This is a genomic window from Trebonia sp. (assembly GCF_049794275.1).
In the GTDB taxonomy this organism is placed as follows: Bacteria; Actinomycetota; Actinomycetes; order Streptosporangiales; family Streptosporangiaceae; genus Trebonia.
Genome location: NZ_JBARCR010000901.1, coordinates 1 through 5,023, shown reverse-complemented (window position 1 = coordinate 5,023; position 5,023 = coordinate 1). Strand labels below are relative to the sequence as shown.

Genomic DNA, 5,023 nt, shown 5'->3' with positions numbered 1-5,023 from the left:
TCCCCGGCGTCCCCGGCGCCGCTGGCGTCCCCGGCGCCCCGGCCGAGCGACGCCGCCCGGGCGGCGATCACGCCCTGAAGCACGTCCCAGACCAGCGATGACCGCGCTCCGTCGCGCCTGCGCTCAGCGTCGGGCCCGCGCATGCCGGGAACGGCTTTCGCGGGAACCTCTGCGGTCATTCCAAACCTCTTCCCAGGTTGCTGTCGCAGTCTCACTGTAGTGCGGATGGCTGGCAGCCGGCCCCGCCAGGGGAACGACATGCCGGCTACCGTATGCGCTTAACCTGTCACCAATCGTTATAAAGGGGGCGAACTCGGGAAGCTCGCTTCCCGTTGTAACGACTGTGGAGACCTCGCGAACCGGTGCAAATGGGCCGACAGATCCGACACGCCGCCATCCGCGAATGACGCCCCCGGAGGCGCCGGCAACCCGTATGCTCGTCCGCATGCCCGCCCCGTCAGGACACCTCGAGCTGCCGCATCCGAGGCGCCTGCTATGGACCGCCGCGTGGAACATGGCCGAGTCCGTCGGGCTTCCGTTCGGCGCCTGGATCGTGGTCACCGACCTGGTCAGCCCGGACGCGGGCCTGCTCGCGGGGACGGCGGTGGTGTGGCTCCTCCTCGTGACCCGCAAGATCGTCTCGGGTTCGGTCTCCGCGCTGCTGATGATCTCCGCGCTCGTGCTGACCGTGCAGACCCTGGTGGCGATCAGCACCGGCTACATGTGGATGTTCCAGCTCCAGTTCCCGCTCGCCAACCTGGCGATGTGCGTGGTGTTCGCGCGGACCGCGCCGACCGGCAAGCCGCTGGTCGCGCAGCTCGCCGAGGAGGTCGTGGCGCTCAAGCAGCCGGAGGCGCACCACCCGGGACTGCACCGCTTCTTCCAGGGCGCCACGTGGTTCTGGGCCGGGCTGTTCCTGCTGCTGACGCTCGGCATGGCCGTCATGATGGTCACCGAGCCGTACAAGCTGTTCATGCTGCTGTCCACGGCAGTCACCGTCGCCCTGACGCTGGTCGGCGCCGCCGTGTGCCTCGTGTGGTTCCGCGCGGTGCTGCGCCGCCTTGGCCTGCGGCTGCGCTTCTCCGCCGCCTAGGTCCCGCCCGGTTACGGCTCAGGGGCCGACGTGGGCTTGAGGTCCTTGATCCTGGCGAGCAAGCCGTTCACGAACCCCGGAGACGCGTCCGTCGACAGGTCCTGGGCGAGCAGCACCGCCTCGCTGATGGCCACTCCGTCCGGCACGTCGTCGGCCCACAGCAGCTCATAGACGCCAAGCCGCAGCACGTTCCTGTCCACCGCGGGCATCCGCTCCAGCGTCCAGTCCACCGCGTTCTCCGAGATCAGGTTGTCGATCTCCGGCTGGTGCGCGGTGACGCCGCGGACCAGCTCCGCCGCGTACTCGGGGACCGGCGTCTCGCCGAGCGACTGGCGCTCCGACAGCAGCTCGAGCACGGGCAGCCTGCGCTGCTCCGCCTCGAAGAGGATGTCCAGGGCCCGCTTGCGAGCCTTACTGCGAGCGGCCACCTACGCGCGGCCGAGGTACTGGCCGGTGCGGGTGTCTACCTTGACCTTCTCGCCGGTGGAGATGAACAGCGGGACCTGGACCGTCGCGCCGGTCTCCAGCGTGGCCGGCTTGGTGCCGCCAGTGGACCTGTCGCCCTGCAGGCCAGGGTCGGTCTGCGCGATCACCAGCTCCACCGCGGCCGGCAGGTCCACGTACAGCGGGATGCCCTCGTTGAAGGCGATCGTGACCGTCTGGTTCTCCAGCAGGTAGTTCGCGCCGTCGCCGACGACGGCGGCCGGGATCCGCGGCTGCTCGTAGTCGGTCATGTCCATGAACACGAAGTCGTCGCCCTCGCGGTACAGGTACTGCATATCGCGCTTGTCGACGCTGGCCACGTCCACCTTGACGCCGGCGTTGAAGGTCTTGTCCACGACCTTGCCGGACATCACGTTCTTCAGCTTGGTCCGCACGAAGGCCGGCCCCTTGCCCGGCTTGACGTGCTGGAACTCGACAACGCTCCACAGCTGCCCGTCAATGTTGAGCGTGATGCCGTTCTTCAGGTCGTTCGTGGTTGCCACGGGTCGTCTCCCATTTACTACAGAACTACAGGACCAGCAGTTCCCTGGTGGTCGAAGTCAGGATGCGGGCTCCTCCGCCTGCCGTCACGACCAGGACGTCCTCGATCCGGACGCCGCCCTTGCCTGGCAGGTACACGCCAGGCTCGACGGTGACAGGAACCCGGTCCGCAAGTTTACCCGTTCTGCCGTACCCCAGCATCGGGGCCTCGTGGATCTCCAGCCCCACGCCGTGCCCGAGGCCGTGCTGGAAGTGCTCGGCGTGCCCGGCCGCCTCGATCACCTCGCGGGCGGCGGCGTCCACGGCGCCGGCCTCGGCGCCGGGCTCGACCGCCTCGATCCCGGTGCGCTGCGCCTCCGCGACGAGCTCGTAGACGTCCCGCTGCCAGCCGGCCGGCTCGCCGACCGCCACGGTGCGGGTCATGTCCGCGTGGTACCCCTGGTACAGCGCGCCGAAGTCCATCGTGACCAGGTCGCCGCGGCGCAGCGGCCGGTCGGTAGGCGCGTGGTGCGGGATCGCGCCGTTCGGCCCGCTCGCCACGATGGTGTCGAACGCCACGCCGTCCGCCCCTAGTTCGGTCATGCGGTAGTCGAGGAGAGAAGCCAGCGTACGTTCCGACAAACCAGGACGGATCTGGGGAAGCACGTCAGCCAATGCCTGCGAGCTCAGCCGGCACGCGGTCGCGAGCAGCTCCAGCTCCTCAGCATCCTTCACCATGCGGAGCTCTTCTATTTTTCTCCCGAACGGGACCGTGGTGACCCCCGCGTCCCGCGTCATCGCCGCGTGCCGCTCCACCGTCATCTCCTGCGCCTCGAAGGCCAGCACCGTGACGCCGCGGCGGGCCGCCTCCGTGGCCAGCTTGCCCTCGATGAACCGCTCGATCAGCAGCTCCAGGTCGGGCGCGTCGCGCTGGGCGGCCAGCGCGTACCTGGAGTCGGTAGCCAGCAGCCCTGCGCCGTCGGCTGGCAGCAGCAGCGCGGCGTTCGTGCTGGCCAGGCCGGTGAGGTAGCGCACGTTCGGCCTGGCGGTGACCAGCACCGCCCCGGCGCCAAGCGCCCGCACCATCTCCCGGGCGCGGGCGCGGCGGGCGGCGTGGATTTGCGGCATACCGCGACTGTACGCCGCCCCGTTATACGATTCGCTCGTGGGAAGCGCGGAATCAGGCGAGCAGGAAACGCCGCCCGAGATCGACACGTCCCGGCCCCATCCCGCCCGGATGTACGACTATTTCATCGGCGGCAAGAACCACTTCGCGGCCGACAGGCAGACGGCGGCGAAGGTGCTGCGGCACTCGCCGTCCATCCGGGTCGCGGCGCGAGAGAACAGGGCATTCCTCGGCCGCGCCGTCAGGTACCTGGCCGCCGAAGCCGGCATCAGGCAGTTCCTCGACATCGGCACCGGGCTGCCTACCACGAACAACGTGCACGAGGTCGCCCAGGAATTCGCGCCGTCGGCCCGCGTCGTGTACGTCGACAACGACCCGCTCGTGCTCGCGCACGCCCGCGCCCTGCTCACCTCGTCGCCGGAAGGACGGACCGCCTACATCCACGCCGACCTGCGGGATCCCGAAGCCATCCTCTCCTCGCCCGTGGTGCGCGAGGTGCTCGACTTCAGCCAGCCCGTCGCGCTGATCCTGGTCGCGATCCTGCACTTCGTCCCTGACGAGTTCGGCCCGGCGAAGATCCTCTCGACGCTGACCGCCGCCCTGCCGCCGGGCAGCTATCTCGTCGCCTCGCACCTGGTCACCGACCACGCCCCCGACTCCGCGACCGGCGGGCAGGCCGCGATGCGGGAGGCGGGGATACCCATGCAGCGGCGGGAGTCCCGCGAGTTCGCCGCGCTCGCCTTCTCCGGGCTCGAACTGGTGCCGCCTGGTGTGGCGCTGGTGTCGGAGTGGCGGCCGGAGGCCGATGGCCCGCGGCCGACCCCGGCCGAGGTGGGCTGCTACGGCGGGGTCGGCCGCAAGCCGTTATGCCTGATGCCTGCGTAGCGACCCTCGCATGAATCTGTTAACTAATTTTTCCCTACTGCCGTGATCGCGACCCTCGTAGAATGTCCCCTGATATCGACCACGGGGCTATGCGGGGGCAGGAGGTGCGGCGTGGCGGGTTCGGCGGATTCCACGGCCTTCGCAGCGGTCGAGGGCACCCGGTCGGAGATCGATACGAGCAAGCCCCATCCGGCCCGGATGTACGACTACTACATCGGGGGCAAGAACCACTTCGCCGCCGACCGCGCGGTCGCCGACAAGGCGCTCGCGTCGTGGCCCGCGGGCCGGATAGGCCTGCGGGAGAACAGGAAGTTCCTTGGCCGGGTCGTGAAGTACCTCGCCGGCGAGGCGGGCATCAGGCAGTTCCTCGACATCGGGTCGGGGCTGCCGGCCACCAACAACGTGCACGACGTCGCGCAGCGCGTCGCCCCGTCGGCGCGGGTCGCCTACATCGACAGCGACCCCATGGTGCTCACGCACGCGCGGGCGCTGCTCACCTCGTCACCGGAGGGGCGGACCGCCTACCTGCAGGCCGACCTGCGCTCGCCGGAGCGGATGCTGTCCTGCCCGCTGCTGCGCGAGGTGCTGGACTTCAGCCAGCCCATCGCCTTGATGCTGATCGCGGTGCTGCACTTCCTTGGCGACGAGGACAAGCCCGACGAGGTGATAGGCACGCTGCTCGAGGCGCTGCCGCCGGGCAGCTACCTCGCCGCCTCGCACATGACGATGGAACACGACCCCGTCGCGGTGGGCGGCGGGCAGCAGGCTTACCTCGACGCCGGCATCACGATGAACTCGCGCGACTCCGACCAGTTCGCGCGGATGGTGTTCCCCGGCCTGGAGATGGTGCCGCCCGGCGTGGTGCTCGTGTCGGAGTGGCGGCCGGACTCGCGCGCGCCCCGGCCGACGCCGGGCGAGGTCAGCTGCTACGGCGGCGTGGCGCGCAAGCCGTAGGC

General features: G+C 69.8%; 6 protein-coding genes. 3 read left to right on the top strand and 3 right to left on the bottom strand.

The genetic code is table 11. The features are described 5' to 3' along the window. Positions 1 to 445: 445 nt before the first annotated feature. The gene (locus WA805_RS23185) at positions 446 to 1,093 is read left to right on the top strand and encodes a hypothetical protein (protein WP_422282407.1); all 648 of its coding nucleotides are present in this window, start codon (positions 446 to 448) and stop codon (positions 1,091 to 1,093) included. An 11-nt stretch (positions 1,094 to 1,104) separates the two neighbouring features. Here WA805_RS23185 and nusB read toward each other — a convergent pair whose 3' ends face one another. Genes nusB through WA805_RS23170 form a run of 3 tightly spaced genes read right to left on the bottom strand, consistent with a single transcriptional unit; the run spans position 1,105 to position 3,184 of the window. Continuing rightward, on the bottom strand, positions 1,105 to 1,521 hold the full coding sequence (gene nusB / locus WA805_RS23180) for a transcription antitermination factor NusB (protein ID WP_422282409.1): 417 nt from the start codon (positions 1,519 to 1,521) through the stop codon (positions 1,105 to 1,107). Then, a complete protein-coding gene (gene efp / locus WA805_RS23175; protein ID WP_425239425.1) occupies positions 1,522 to 2,079 on the bottom strand; it encodes an elongation factor P in 558 nt (185 codons plus the stop codon). It lies immediately after the preceding gene. Between the two features lie 25 nt (positions 2,080 to 2,104). Further along, positions 2,105 to 3,184: a M24 family metallopeptidase gene (locus WA805_RS23170; RefSeq protein WP_422282413.1), complete on the bottom strand. Its 1,080-nt coding sequence runs from the start codon at positions 3,182 to 3,184 to the stop codon at positions 2,105 to 2,107. Between the two features lie 37 nt (positions 3,185 to 3,221). Here WA805_RS23170 and WA805_RS23165 point away from each other — a divergent pair, with 37 nt between their 5' ends. Then, positions 3,222 to 4,067 carry an SAM-dependent methyltransferase gene (locus WA805_RS23165; RefSeq protein ID WP_422291128.1) on the top strand — a complete coding sequence of 282 codons (846 nt, stop codon included), beginning with the start codon at positions 3,222 to 3,224 and terminating at the stop codon, positions 4,065 to 4,067. 111 nt (positions 4,068 to 4,178) lie between these two features. Beyond that, complete coding sequence (locus WA805_RS23160; protein ID WP_424561808.1) at positions 4,179 to 5,021, top strand: SAM-dependent methyltransferase; 843 nt, start codon at positions 4,179 to 4,181, stop codon at positions 5,019 to 5,021. Positions 5,022 to 5,023: the final 2 nt, after the last annotated feature.

Excerpts from the sequence above, each read along its gene's own strand:
- WA805_RS23185 (WP_422282407.1), top strand. The coding sequence starts at position 446 with ATGCCCGCCCCGTCAGGACACCTCGAGCTGCCGCATCCGAGGCGCCTG.
- WA805_RS23170 (WP_422282413.1), bottom strand. The coding sequence starts at position 3,184 with ATGCCGCAAATCCACGCCGCCCGCCGCGCCCGCGCCCGGGAGATGGTG.